This is a genomic window from Alkalibacterium kapii (assembly GCF_007988865.1).
Taxonomy (GTDB): domain Bacteria; phylum Bacillota; class Bacilli; order Lactobacillales; family Carnobacteriaceae_A; genus Alkalibacterium; species Alkalibacterium kapii.
The window spans coordinates 68,812-81,427 of sequence record NZ_BJUY01000006.1; the positions used below are offsets into that span (position 1 = coordinate 68,812).

At 39.5% G+C, this 12,616-nt stretch carries 9 protein-coding genes; 1 reads left to right on the forward strand and 8 read right to left on the reverse strand.

Going from position 1 to position 12,616, the window contains the following annotated elements; translation table 11 throughout:
* Nucleotides 1-17: 17 nt before the first annotated feature.
* The 3 genes from AKA01nite_RS03700 to AKA01nite_RS03710 form a co-directional block, all read right to left on the reverse strand.
* Complete coding sequence (locus AKA01nite_RS03700) at nt 18-3,077, reverse strand: AAA family ATPase (RefSeq protein ID WP_146923931.1); 3,060 nt, start codon at nt 3,075-3,077, stop codon at nt 18-20.
* Nucleotides 3,078-4,211 carry an exonuclease SbcCD subunit D gene (locus AKA01nite_RS03705; RefSeq protein WP_146923933.1) on the reverse strand — a complete coding sequence of 378 codons (1,134 nt, stop codon included), beginning with the start codon at nt 4,209-4,211 and terminating at the stop codon, nt 3,078-3,080.
* Nucleotides 4,212-4,574: 363 nt separating this feature from the next.
* Entirely contained in the window at nt 4,575-5,576 is a 1,002-nt protein-coding gene (locus AKA01nite_RS03710) for a D-2-hydroxyacid dehydrogenase (protein ID WP_146923935.1), read from the reverse strand.
* 234 nt (nt 5,577-5,810) lie between these two features.
* Here AKA01nite_RS03710 and AKA01nite_RS03715 point away from each other — a divergent pair, with 234 nt between their 5' ends.
* Nucleotides 5,811-6,698, forward strand: coding sequence for a LysR family transcriptional regulator (locus AKA01nite_RS03715; protein WP_146923937.1), 888 nt, complete (start codon nt 5,811-5,813; stop codon nt 6,696-6,698).
* Here the strand turns inward: AKA01nite_RS03715 and buk are convergent.
* The 5 genes from buk to AKA01nite_RS03740 all read right to left on the reverse strand — a co-directional run bounded on the left by buk (nt 6,695) and on the right by AKA01nite_RS03740 (nt 12,613).
* Nucleotides 6,695-7,756: a butyrate kinase gene (gene buk, locus AKA01nite_RS03720; protein ID WP_146923939.1), complete on the reverse strand. Its 1,062-nt coding sequence runs from the start codon at nt 7,754-7,756 to the stop codon at nt 6,695-6,697. The two genes, AKA01nite_RS03715 and buk, sit on opposite strands and share 4 nt — an antisense overlap.
* A gap of 13 nt (nt 7,757-7,769) precedes the next feature.
* A complete protein-coding gene (locus AKA01nite_RS03725) occupies nt 7,770-8,678 on the reverse strand; it encodes a phosphate acyltransferase (protein ID WP_146923941.1) in 909 nt (302 codons plus the stop codon).
* A 32-nt stretch (nt 8,679-8,710) separates the two neighbouring features.
* Entirely contained in the window at nt 8,711-9,772 is a 1,062-nt protein-coding gene (locus tag AKA01nite_RS03730) for a PTS sugar transporter subunit IIC (RefSeq protein WP_186805079.1), read from the reverse strand.
* Nucleotides 9,773-9,844: 72 nt separating this feature from the next.
* Entirely contained in the window at nt 9,845-11,254 is a 1,410-nt protein-coding gene (lpdA, locus tag AKA01nite_RS03735; protein ID WP_146923943.1) for a dihydrolipoyl dehydrogenase, read from the reverse strand.
* Nucleotides 11,255-11,263: 9 nt separating this feature from the next.
* Nucleotides 11,264-12,613: a dihydrolipoamide acetyltransferase family protein gene (locus tag AKA01nite_RS03740; RefSeq protein ID WP_146923944.1), complete on the reverse strand. Its 1,350-nt coding sequence runs from the start codon at nt 12,611-12,613 to the stop codon at nt 11,264-11,266.
* Nucleotides 12,614-12,616 lie beyond the last annotated feature (3 nt).

Genomic DNA, 12,616 nt, shown 5'->3' on the forward strand with positions numbered 1-12,616 from the left:
TAAATTATTTATTTTATTTAAGCCTGTACGTAAGCCTGGCTTCCTGATGCGTTCTTTTCAACAATGATGTGTGACTGGATACGTGTTTTAAGTTCCTCTACGTGTGAGATGATGCCCACCAGACGTCCACGCTCGTGAAGGTCAAGGAGGGTTTGAATGGCGTTATCCAAAGAGTCAGAATCCAGTGTACCGAATCCTTCGTCCACAAAGAGGGTATCGACGCTGACACCGCCATTTTGACTTTGGATCACATCGCTGAGTCCCAGCGCTAAAGCCAGTGAAGCTTTGAACGTTTCGCCACCAGACAAAGTACTGACACCCCGGGATTTTCCGGTATGGTGATCAAAGACATCGATATCCAGTCCCTGAGGCCCGGCTCCTTTAGCTTTTTCATTTTTTTTGTGCATTTCATAACGGTTGTTGGTCATCAGTGCTAGACGGATATTGGCGGCTTCCAGAATCTCTTCAAAATAAATCCCTAAAACATACCGTTCAAACGAAACATAATCGGTTTCTTTCGCGCCATTTGCCATGCGGGACAGTTCGCCGTATAACTGATAGTCTGCTTCGATGTGTTCACTTTGTTCTTGGTACTTTTTAATGGTCTCTTTTGCCGCCTGATTCTGACTGGCTATTTTGAGATAGGCATCGCGTGTTTGTTCCCACTCAGGTATCCCTGCTGCAATTTCAGATAAATGATTTTCATGTTCTTCTTTAGTTTGAATATCTTGAGCTTTTTCGAGAAAATCAGTGACTTCTTTTGATGCGCTGTTATGAACTGCACGCGCTTCTCCGTATACCTGAATCGCTTCCTGCATTTTTTTAACGCGTTCTTCTTCTAGTAATAACTCTTGATACTTTTCACCAAGTTCACTTGCTTTCAATTGTTCTTGGAAAATCCCGGTCAATTTCTCTTCTTTTTCATTCAGTTCTTTGATGCGTTTTCCAGTCAAGTTCCATTCTGTTTCAAAAGCAGCTAAAGTGTTTTTCAGTACATTTTGTTCTTCGCGAATGTTCTTTTCTAGTTTCTCTACTTCTCTGATTCTTTTTTCTTTTGTCTTAATGAGGTCTGAAACCTGTTCTTTGGATTCGAAAGTCAATTTCTCTTCAAGTTCAGTAATTTCACGAATAATTTCTTCCATGCGCGTTCTTGTATTTTCTATTGTTGCCTTATTTTTGGACAAGGCTTCTGCCATTTCCCGCTCCTGTTTTTCCAAGTCACTCAACTGCTCAGTATACATCGCTTCCTGTTTGACATCTTTTTCTTTCTTCTCATTTTCCGTCTGCAAAGCAGTGATTGTTTGAGCTAAGGCTTCAGTCTGTTCCTTGATGGCTTCTTTTTCAGCTTCTGCATCGGTGGGTGCGAGACCCAAGGCTTCGCTGCGTTTATTTACCTGATCAGCGAGATGTTCTGACTGGGTCACCAATCGGTTGAACAGTGACTCTGCAGCTTCCTTCTCCTTTTTCAGCTCAGCGACCTGTTCTTTAGTCACATCTTCTGGCTGAGCATGCGCTTTTTCAGGATGATCAACGGAACCACACACCGGACAGGGCTCGCCTTCTTCAAGTTCTCCGGCCAGAACTACGGAAAGTTGACTAAAGTAAGCCGATTGCGCTGACTGCCAGTTTTCTCTTATTTCTTTTAGTCTGCGTTTAGCTTGCTGGAAATCTTTCTTTAATTTCACACCCTGTTCGCGCCACTGACAGATTTCTTTGAGTGCACCGAAGCGCTGGTTCAGTTGAGACTGCTCTTCTTTTTTTATGCCCAATGCTTTATAATCGTCCGTCAGTTCTTCGCGTATTTTGGTAATCTGGGTTAATTTTTCTTTCACTTTTTCAAGGTTTCCCTTTAATTCTTTTTGATGTTCAGTCAGCGACTCAGTTTGAGTCTGCATTTCTTTTTCCTCTTTTTCCAATGCAGACAGACGTACCTTTTTTTCTTTAATGGTTTCGTAATGCTTCAGTTCGTCCTTGAGACGTTGGATTTCCTTTCTCACTTCATCAAGCTTGGCATAGTCTTTTGAAGCAGTCTGATAGCGTTCCTCTACATTTGCCAGATCGATTTTTATCTGCTTGATTTTTTCAGTCAGTTCTAAAACCCGTATTTGATTCGTTTCTTTTTCTTCATGCGTTTCTTTTACATTACTCTGCGCCTGAGCTAACGCTTCAGCTTTTTTGTGCTGATCCAGTTGCGTTTTATACTGAGCTACTGTCTTTTCTTTTTCGTCAAGCCTTGCTTTTTCTTCGCTGAGCTTCTCTTTTTTCTCAAGCATTTCAAGCAATTTCGTCTGCCTGATTTTTTCTTCTTGAAGCTGCATCACTTTTGCTTTAGCTGTTTTCAGTTTTTCATTCTCGTTATTTAAAAGCTGTTCAAGTTCATTTAGAACCGTTTTTACATCAAACTGTTCAATGGCTTTTTCCAAGGCATCATTTTCTTCTGAATCGATGCGTTTGAAAGTTTCCTGCAGCGCCAATTCGTATCCTTTTCGTTGATCCGAAAGGTCTTTTGCTTTCTTCTTCAATTCTTCCTGGAAACGTTCATAGATATCTGTTTCGAATATATTCCGGAAAATCTCTTCTTTCTGGCGGCTGTTGGACTCCAGCATTTTTTTGAAGGCACCTTGAGGAAGCATGACGATTTGGCGAAACTGATCATAGGTTAAACCGATCAACTCTTGTATTTTCTGGTTCGCTTCTGCAATTTTTGTCGTGACGCTCTTTCCCTGGTGAAATTCTACACTGGATTTGACTTGTTTGGTCTTTGTACGTGTTCCCGGACCTGTCTGTTCGGGCTCGCGTCGAACTTTATAGGTGTTTTTACCCAGTTCAAACTCCAGCTCTACGTAACACAAGTCTAAATCTGTGGCGTGGTCGGATTTGAACGAATCTTTTCCGCGTGTATCGCCACTTGCCGAGTCAAACAGTGCATAAGCGATCGCATCAAAAATCGTTGTTTTTCCTGCACCCGTAGGCCCACTGATCAGAAAGAGAGAAGACTGATTGAATTCAGTAAAGTCGATGGTCACTGTATCCTTATATGGACCAAAGGCATTCATGATTAATTTTAGCGGACGCATTTACTTCTCTCCTTTCAGTGCTTGATTCCAGGTTTTCTGGATCGCTTCAGATTGATTGTCATCCAGTGGTTCCTGCTTATATTCAAAATAGAAATCGCCAAACAGATCCAGTAAACTTCTTTTCCCAAGTGCTTCCTGTTTTGTGTTTTGAATCCATTCCTGACGTGTTTTTTGTGCAGTGTATTCAAGTCCCATTGCATAAGGATAGCGTCGGCGCAGTTGATTCATCGCATCCATGACATAATTTTTGTCTTCCAGCTCAAAAAAGATGTAGTCTCTGGATTCCCCCTGCATCAAGTCCTCAAAAGTCCCCTTCAAAACTCTCATGTCTCTTTCCGGCTTGACCTCAATCATTTCAACCTTGAAAGTGTCTTTATTTATATCTAAAAGCACATGTTGTTTCTTGTGCCGGGTTTCTGATTTTGAGTACTTCAACGGCGAACCGCTATAGCGTACACGTTGGGATTTCACTTTTTGTGCTTTGTGGAGATGGCCTAAAGCCACATAGTCAAAATCATCGAACAGATTCACATCTACATATTCCGCCGTACCTATACTTAATGGTCGTTCTGAATCAGATGCCTCCACTGATTCCTTGACCCCATTCACGATATAACCGTGAGCAATCAGAATGTTGACCTCATCGGGATCCATTTCCGCTTTTATTGATTCGATTTGTGCACGTGTCGCATCCTGTAAGTCTTTGATAGTTTCGTCTTCAAGGATTTGTCTGATCGTTATGTGGTCGGCAAATGGAAGCAGGTAAAAGTTTACGTTATCGATCGTTACTTTTCGTACGTCTTTTTTTACGGTTCCTTCAATATAAAGTTGACTGCCCGCAAGAAGTTCAGAACCGTATTCCAGCCTTTCATTACTATCATGATTTCCTGCAATCGTTAATACTGAAACCCCCGCTTCTTTGATCAGCCGATTGAAGATATTGTTTGCCAAACTTACGGCTTCTTTTGGAGGAATTGCCCGGTCGTATAAGTCTCCTGCCATAATCAGAATATCAACATCTAGTTCTTTCACTTTATCAACTAAAGCGTTTAAAACTATTTCCTGATCCTCAAACATCGAAAATTCATTGACGATTTTTCCAATGTGCCAGTCTGCTGTATGTAATATCCGCATCGTCTTCCTCCTATGTCTTTCTAGTAGCTTTAGTATATCAAAATAAGTGCTTATTGTAATCAAAGTGGAAAACAATCGCCGTGCGATTGTTACCTTTTAAGATTTAGTATTGCTTTATCGAAGATCTTTTGTGCCCTTTATCCATTTTCACCTTGAGAAAGGGCACGCAATGAGTTTTATATACTGATATTTATTCTTTTTCTTTTAAAGACATTCAAATTTAAATCTCAAAATAAAAAACGCATAGTTTTATGCGTTTTTTCCTTATGCCTTTAATATAATCAAAGGTATTCAAAATAAGATAAAATAAAAAACTCCAAAAACATCGGAGTTTTTTATTTATATCTTTTACCTTCAGCTTATTTAAATATCATTTACCCGGTTCTTAGTATCTCCGGTTTGGATGACTTCCAGTGTCGAGTCCAATCCTATCGTCATAATATTTCTAACAGAAACATTCGTATAATAAGCAATATGCGGGGTATACATTATTTTATCATGGTCTAAAACAGCATTGAATACCTCATCATTGATTCCTGTTTCCCGATTATCCCGAGGAACATAGGAGCTTTCATTTTCATAGGTATCCAAAGCAGCACCAGCAAGTAATCCATCGTCCAATGCTTTGATCAATCCTTCAGTATCTACAATCGAGCCGCGAGCATTATTTATTAAATAAGCTGTAGGCTTGAATTGTTTAAACATGTCGTAGTTAAACTGGTGATGGTTATCATCTGTTGCAGGCATGTGCAGACTCACGACATCAGCCTGCTTGATAACCTCTTCAATGCTTTCTTTGTATTCCAGAAATTCTTTAGCTTCATCGTTAGGGTATATATCATACCCCAATACTTCAGCACCCATCGCATTAAAGAGTTTCGCTGCCGTACGGCCAATATGTCCCGTGCCGATAATACCTACTGTCATTTCTCCAAGTAAACGTCCTTGGATTTCTGGCTGCCAGCTGAAATCTCTTTCTTCTTTTCTTTCTTCGATCCGTCTTACTTTTCTAACTAGCATCAATGCTTGAGTCAAAGTAAATTCAGCAATCGATTCGGGTGAGTATACCGCGACATTACTCACTATAATATTGTTTTTAGTCGCTTCCTCTAGATCATAGACGTCATAACCCGCACTTCTTTGGGCAATTTGTCTGATACCGAGTGAGCGCAATGTCTCATAGACTCCATCAGGAAGAGGTTTGTTTTGACTCGTTGTTAGACCATCAAATCCTTCAGCTAAATGAATATTATCTGCGGACAATTGATTTTCGACGGTCTTAACTTCTACACCATGTTCCTTTTCCCACTTCTGTATTATGTCTAATTCTTCATCTCGAACGTGATAAGCAATAATTTTAGTCATTATACACCTTGCCTTTCTATGATCATACATTATTTCTGTAGAGACTCGTACGAACTGATTTCAAATTACGACAATATAAACAATCGTTACTCTTTAAAACATATTGTCATCTTTCATTCACATACTTTAGTTTAAATACTCTGTATAATGTAACAGAGAGAACACTTCTTTATTTTCTTTCCATATATAAAAATGTACCATAGGCTGCAAAAATCAAGTAAGGAGTAGATTTACATGGAAATGCGCCAACTTAAATATTTCATCGCTATTGTTGAAGCTAAGAGTTATTCAAGAGCAGCAGAAAGTCTTTTTGTTACACAACCCACACTCACTCTTTCCATGCAGAAACTTGAAAAGGAATTCGATATCAAACTATTCGATCAGTCTCCAAACGGTTTACAATTAACAGATTCTGGCATGTTCCTTTACGAAAATGGCATTGAAATCGTTCGTAATTTCGATTATCTCGTAAATCATATGCACAGTCAAAAACAACACACCAAAGAATCAATTCGCATTGGGTTGACTGTACTCTCTGCCATGCAATTTATGAAGCAGATTTCACAATTTATCGCAAATAATCAGAATGTCGAAGTCCGGCTCATTCAAAATGGCTCACATAAATTGCAGAAAATGCTTGCTGATGGTGAAATCGATTTCGGTATCCTTTCGTTTCCTTTAGTCGAGCCTTCCATTGAATTGCTTCCTTTAAAAAATACCAATATTGAAGGGTATAACGTTTCAGTCGTTATGCCGTCTTCAAATCATCTTTCTGACCGAGACTCTGTTTCGTTCAAAGATTTGAAAAATGAAACATTTATTTCATTGAGCAATGATTATATGCTTGGTAATTTAACCGAAGAACAAAGTTTTAAATTCGGCTTTAATGATCAGATCGTTTTTATAGAAGATGACTGGAAAGTCCTTTTACACAGCCTGGAAAATTTCAATGCTGTTGTTCTTCTGCCTTCAGAATTTAAAGAATATGATGATACACCCAACTTATCCTGGGTCCCGCTTGAGGACAGAAGCAATTACTATCCTATCGGCATTGCCAGACGTAAAGATATGATTGTTACGGATACCTATCATCAGTTTATCGAAGCGATAAAGAAAAATTAACTTTGAAAGTTATTTGCTGTTTCCTTATTGTTTATTACTCGTTCTCCGCCTTTAGCTAAAGCGATCAATTCGAATTCACCAGGATACCGCTTAACTGGTGCAACATAATTTATATAAGATTTTACTTGATTGAAGACGCGGTCACTGTGTGCCATCCCACCTGTCAAGCAGATATAATCAACGTCTCCTTTTAAAGTAGTCGACAGTGTTGCGATTGTTTTAGCTATTTGTAAAGACAAGGCAGAAATAACTTGTTCAGCATAATGATCGCCGGCTTCAATACGTTCTTCTATTTCCATTAAATCTTTTGTACCCAGTAAGGATTGTAAGCCCGCTTCGCTTCTCAATCTTCTTGACATATCTTTAACTGATGTTTCTTTCATTAAAGGAAGAAGCTCTTTTAAAGGTAGGCCGCCAGAACGTTCAGCGGAAAACATGATCTCGTCATCGGATACGAAGTCGACTATTTTCCCTTTTCTATGGGCACTTGCCGTACTTCCGCCTCCAAGATGGGCAACCACAATATTGCTTCGTTCATAGGTGGTATCATGATCTTCAGCGACTTTAATTGCGACGGCACGCATATTTAAATGATGGCCTATACTTTTTCTTTGCACTTCTTTTAAGCCTGTAATCCGTGCAATATCGATCATCTCGTCAACTGTTACGGGGTCATAAATATAAGCTTGTGCTTTCTCGGTTCCATATTTTTTCAATACGTTGTAGGCGATTTTAGCACCTAAGTTAGAGGCATGTTCAAGCACGGGATCGAATTCCAGTTTGTCAAGAAGTGCCTGGTCAATAATATATGCTCCTGATTTCACAGGCCCAACCAATCCTCCGCGTGAGACCACTGCATCTAATTTTTCTATGTTTTTTTCCTCTAACACTGACAGGATATCATTTAAACGGAATTCAAACTGATCAAAAAGTACATTGTATTTTTTTATTTCATCACCATTATATTTGATTTCTTTTGTCCATTCTTCTTGAGCGTCAACAAAGTAACCAAACTTTGTTGACGTTGCGCCCGGATTGATAACGATTATTTTCCCCATATGATTCCCTCACTTATCCATTTTCTTTTTGATTCATGACATGTTGTGCTAACAAAATTGACGCATATTTTTCGTCACTTGATGACGCACGGGACGTTAATATGATCGGCACAGTCGCTCCTATGATCAGTCCTGCCATTTCAGCGCCACCAAATAGTGTGAGTGATTTTGACAGTGAGTTTCCAGATACTATATCTGGGGTAACAATTATATCTGCGTCACCTTGAATTTTCCCTCTATAATTCTTTTCTTCGGCAATATCTGGTATCAAGGACAAATCCAGAGAAATGGGTCCTTCTACTACGTAATCGTCACTTCTCATCTCTTCTGTCAATTCACTTGCCCATACCGAGGCATTATTTTTTGACATGACATTTTCCGAAGCTGAAAGAATAGCTGCCTTTGGTTCTTTTACATCAATACTCTTCATCACTTCTACACCATGTTCGATGATTGTTTTAAGTTGCTCTTTATTTGGCTCGACAACCATTCCACCATCTGTGATAGCGACAAAACGGTTTAATTTTGGTACAAAGATAACAGCGACGTGCGATAATAGAGTACTTGAGCGAATTCCTGTTTCTTTATTGACAACCGGACGTAAAATGTCTCCCGTTCCAATAAACCCCTTCATCAAAGCATCCACTTTTTTATCTCGGGCAAGTTCTACCCCTTTTTCAGCTGCCTTTTTATCATCTGCCTGGTCGATAATTTCCACTTTTTCCAAATCAATGGATAGTTGTTTCAATAATCCTGTTAGTTTGCCTTCATCATCGATAAGTACAGGTTCTATAATATCTTCTTCTATTCCTCTTTTAATCGATTTCAAAACATCTTCGTTAGCTGCTTTCACCACAGCGATCTTTAATTTCTTGGAATCAACTGATTGACGAATTGACTGAAGGTTTGTAACCAATCCCATATTTCATCCCTGCTTTCTTATATAATTTCTGTTTATTTAATATCCAGTCGATAATCCTCAGGAGATACGATCGGCCATACTTTCATAAAGACATATTTTGATATAAATCCAAAAGTAATCGGTGCGACGACAAAAACTAGAATCGTAATTAGAATATTTGTAACAGTCCAGCCACTTTCAGTTAGATTCAAGTGATTGATTGGTCCTACTAGTCCACTGAATCCAAATCCTGCACTCATTGGTGTTCCTTGAATGTTGAATATTACAGCCAGTAATGCAGTCAACGCAGCGCTCGCTAAGATGGGAACCATTATCAATGGCTTTTTAACGACGTTCGGCATCTGTATTTTAGGCGAACCAATAAAGTGTGCAAGGTTTGTACCAATATCATTGACAGACCATCCCATGATCGCCAGTCCAAAACCTGTCGCTGTTATTCCTAAGTTGGCTGCTCCTGAACCTACTCCAGCCAAAGAAATAGCAACGGCTATACCCACGGATGTAATTGGTGAAACAATAAGTAGAGAGAAAATCATTCCAAGTAATACTGCCAAGACAATTGGCTGTAATGTTAATAACTGTTCAATACCTATACCAATGACTTCGGTGATTTTTGCGATATATGGAAGTGTGAAGTACCCGATTCCACCGGCTACAGCCAACACAACAGGTGGGATAACAATGATGGAATAGGCTTTCAAGCTTTTACCTAACAGCATCACAATCAGTACTCCTGCAGAAGCTGTGACACCCATATTGATGATATCTCCGGTTCCTGCCAGCACGATCGCTCCATCGATCATTTTAACTGCACCAGAACCGAACAAAGTAGCTAATCCTATGGACATCGATTGAATTGGCGTAAATTTAAAACTTTGTCCTATCAAGATACCACTCAGTAGTCCTATCATAGAATTAGACATAGATAATGCTGTGCCGAGATAAGCTAGCCAGGGAGCACTGTCGCTCAATGCTTTAACGATTTCTCCAAGCAATGCGCCTGAAATTAGTGCAATAACTGTACCTAAAGCGATACCATTTAAAACGTTCATAATAAATTTTTTTGCAGTCATATCTTTTTCCAATGTATTCACCCTCTTAAATTATTTTAAAGAAAGATAAACCAACAACCTTTATCTATTGTTGGTTTATTTTTCCGTTTGAGTCTATTGATGAGTTGGTTCACCTAGTAATATTTCACTTACATCTAAAATACCTTCTGATAATGAGGGATGACTGTGGATCGTTAATGAAACATCTTCAACCGTTAGCAGATTTTCAATGGCCAGTGCAATGTTATTGACCAACTCATCAACATTAGCACCTACTAATTGAGCTCCTACAATACGTTTTGAATCTGAATCCATGATCATTCTTATAAAACCATCCGTTTTGCCCATCGACAGAGCTCTGCCGTTGTTTCTGAAGTTATACGTTGCTTTTTCTGCTTTTATTCCTTGCTCTTTTGCCTGATCAAAAGTTAAACCGACAGTTGCGACTTCAGGAGACGTGTAGCAAACGGCTGGAATGGCCAGATAATCAATGGCTGCTCCTTCATTGCCGCTTATTTTATCCACGACCATTTTCGCTTCATAACTTGCTTTATGGGCTAAAGCAGGCCCTGGGACTACATCTCCAATAGCATAGATATGATCTGTCGTCGTCTGGCCAAACTCATTTATTTCGATATGGCCAGTGGTCGTTGTTTTTACCCCTGCCATTGACAAGGACAGTTCTTCTGTATTTGGTCTTCTTCCAACCATTACTGCAATTTTCTCTGTTTCAAGTTCACTTGTTTTGCCATCTTTTTCATAAGATAAAACAAGCTTGTCTTTATCTTTTTTATAAGAAGTGGCTTTAGCTTCCGTGATGATTTCTATATTTTTCTTTTTCGCAGCGTTTAATACTGGTTTTATTAAATCCTTTTCGAACCCATTCATGACTCTGTCCAGACTTTCAATGACGGTCACTTTGCTGCCTAAGTCAGAAAAAGCGAAGGCCAGTTCCATGCCAATATATCCACCACCTACAACCACTAAAGATTCAGGGAGTTCTTTTATATTCAGTAAACCCGTTGAATCCAATATATCTTCATTGAATTCAAATCCTGGAATTTCAATGGGTCTGCTTCCAGTTGCAATAATGACATTTTGAAACTCATAGCCATAATAGTCATCTCCATTTACAACAGAGATTCTGTTTTTCGAACTGAAATTGGCCGTTCCTTTGACTATTTTAACTTTATATTTTTTAAGGAGCGCTTCAATTCCTGAAGTGAGCTTGTTCACCACTTCCTTGTTTTTCCACTGTTGTGTTTTTTCAAAATCCAGTGTTGAACCTTCATATTTCAAACCAAAAGCGGTCTCATTTTGAGACTTATATGTGTCTTTTCCGACAGATATAAGGGCTTTAGAAGGAATACACCCGACATTAAGGCAGACGCCGCCGATTTCGTCTTTTTCTACGACAACAACGTCTTGCCCTTTTTGCGCTGCGTGGATCGCTGCGACATAGCCGCCAGGGCCAGATCCAATCACTACTGTGTCAACTTCTTCGACAAAGCTTCCAACAACCATTGTGTTTCATCATCCTTCCGATAATAGCAAGTTTGGATTATTCAAGTATTCTTTCAACAAGTTAATTGCTTCCTGGGCATAAACCCCGTCGACCACTCTATGGTCAAAGGCAAATGAAATTTTCAGTACAGGTTTGAGTACAGGATTTCCTTCCTCATCCGGTAAAAATTCATTTTCTATTCTACCCATGCCGACGATCGCCACTTCAGGCTGGTTTATAATAGGTGTAGACCATACTCCGCCAGTAGCTGCACCGCCTACATTTGTGACCGTCATCGAACCGTTACTCATTTCATCTTGTGTCAATTTTCCTTCATTTGCTTTTGCTGCCAGCTCATCTACTTTACTTGCTATTTCAAATAAGCTTAGTCGTTCAGCATCTTTGATCACTGGCACAACTAGTCCTTGCGGGGTATTTGCAGCGACACCAACGTTATAATACTGGTGATAGTAAATTTCCCCTTTATCCAAATTCATTGAAGCATTCAACTCAGGGAAACGCTTTAACACAGCGACTAATGCTTTGACGAAATAAGCTGTATACGTTAAGCGGATATCATTATTACCTGCAATCACCTTCATTTCATTACGATGATCAACAAGAGCTGAAACTTCTACTTTATCGAACACAGTGACATGCGGAGAAGTCATTTTACTATTGACCATAGCTTGTGAAATCGCACGTCTCATCGGTGTGATTTTCTCCACTCGGTCGGCTTTTGCTCCTTCAGATTCAGAAGGCTGATACGGTTTAACGTCAGATTTAGGCATGGAAACATTAGAACGCTCTTCGTCTTGAGACATTGTTTTTTCTTCTTTAACTGCTTCTGTTTTTTGAGCTTCTGGACTTTCCATAAAGCGGTCGATATCCTCGATCGTTACTTTGCCGTGATTTCCTGTGCCTTCTACCTGTGTTAAGTCGACATTATTATTTCGAGCGTAAATACGGACACGTGGGACGGCAAGTGTACGCCAGTCGTCTGAAACTTCTTTATTCTTACTTCCTGTTCCTGCGCTTTTAGTAGATGCGACAGTAGCGTCTGTTTCTTCTTCAGCTGTTTTTTCTTCAGCAACCAACACTTCTGCAGTCTCTTCTTTTTCTTCAGTACTACCCCCGTCTGAACCTTCCAGTTCGATCGTGGCTACTGGTTCGCCAACTTGTGCGAGTTCACCTACGTCATAGTGTTTCTTTTTTAAAATACCGCTTTTAGGACTAGGCAATTCGACAACAGCTTTGTCACTTTGCATTTCCAGTAAAACATCATCTTCTTTAATTTCATCGCCAACTTCAAAAAACCAGGCGACGATCTCACTTTCAACCGTTCCTTCACCAGCATCTGGTAGAATTACATCATACATTTG

Excerpts from the sequence above, each read along its gene's own strand:
- AKA01nite_RS03700 (WP_146923931.1), bottom strand. The coding sequence starts at position 3,077 with ATGCGTCCGCTAAAATTAATCATGAATGCCTTTGGTCCATATAAGGAT.
- AKA01nite_RS03705 (WP_146923933.1), bottom strand. The coding sequence starts at position 4,211 with ATGCGGATATTACATACAGCAGACTGGCACATTGGAAAAATCGTCAAT.
- AKA01nite_RS03710 (WP_146923935.1), bottom strand. The coding sequence starts at position 5,576 with ATGACTAAAATTATTGCTTATCACGTTCGAGATGAAGAATTAGACATA.
- AKA01nite_RS03715 (WP_146923937.1), top strand. The coding sequence starts at position 5,811 with ATGGAAATGCGCCAACTTAAATATTTCATCGCTATTGTTGAAGCTAAG.
- buk (WP_146923939.1), bottom strand. The coding sequence starts at position 7,756 with ATGGGGAAAATAATCGTTATCAATCCGGGCGCAACGTCAACAAAGTTT.
- AKA01nite_RS03725 (WP_146923941.1), bottom strand. The coding sequence starts at position 8,678 with ATGGGATTGGTTACAAACCTTCAGTCAATTCGTCAATCAGTTGATTCC.
- lpdA (WP_146923943.1), bottom strand. The coding sequence starts at position 11,254 with ATGGTTGTTGGAAGCTTTGTCGAAGAAGTTGACACAGTAGTGATTGGA.
- AKA01nite_RS03740 (WP_146923944.1), bottom strand. The coding sequence starts at position 12,613 with ATGTATGATGTAATTCTACCAGATGCTGGTGAAGGAACGGTTGAAAGT.